Genomic DNA, 619 nt, shown 5'->3' on the forward strand with positions numbered 1-619 from the left:
GACCAAGCTAACCCTCTTGTTCCAAAAGTTTATATTTTTATTAGACACTTGCTAATAAGCGAATGCCTTCTTTTTTGATATTGAGTGCTGAATTATAATCCCTGTTGATACTTAGACCACAAGTACATTGGTAGGTACGTTCAGATAACTTGACTTCTTTTACTGAACCACAATTTGAACAAGTTTTGGTGGATGGGAACCATTTGTCAATTTTGACAAGTTGTTTCCCTTGTTCTTGTAGTTTATATTGTAAGAAAGAGGTGAACATTCCCCAACCATTATCAGCGACACTTTTGCCAAACCTTAGAGCTTGTGACATCCCTTTCATGTCTAAATCTTCCATCACAACGGCATCATATTTAGTTGCTAATTTTTTTGATTGATGGTGAAGAAAATTCTTGCGTTGATTGGCAACTTTCTCTTGAATTTTAGCTACCTGAATGCGTTGTTTATTCCAGTTCGAAGACCCTTTCTTTTTACGAGAAAGTTTACGTTGTTCTTTTGCTAATTTTTCAAGCATTTGTCGATAGAACTTAGGGTAATTGGCTTTCTCACCCTCACTATCGACAAATAGCCCATCCATCGCAAAATCTAATCCAACAACGCTTTCAATTTCCTT

Annotated in this window: 1 protein-coding gene; it reads right to left on the minus strand. The window is 36.2% G+C overall.

Annotated elements, in window-relative coordinates:
- Positions 1–40: 40 nt before the first annotated feature.
- Positions 41–619 (minus strand): RNA-guided endonuclease InsQ/TnpB family protein (locus IEX12_RS23190; protein WP_188726001.1); only part of this gene is annotated, 579 nt, incomplete at its 5' end.

This window comes from Lentibacillus populi (genome assembly GCA_014642895.1).
GTDB lineage: Bacteria > Bacillota > Bacilli > Bacillales > Amphibacillaceae > Lentibacillus_C > Lentibacillus_C populi.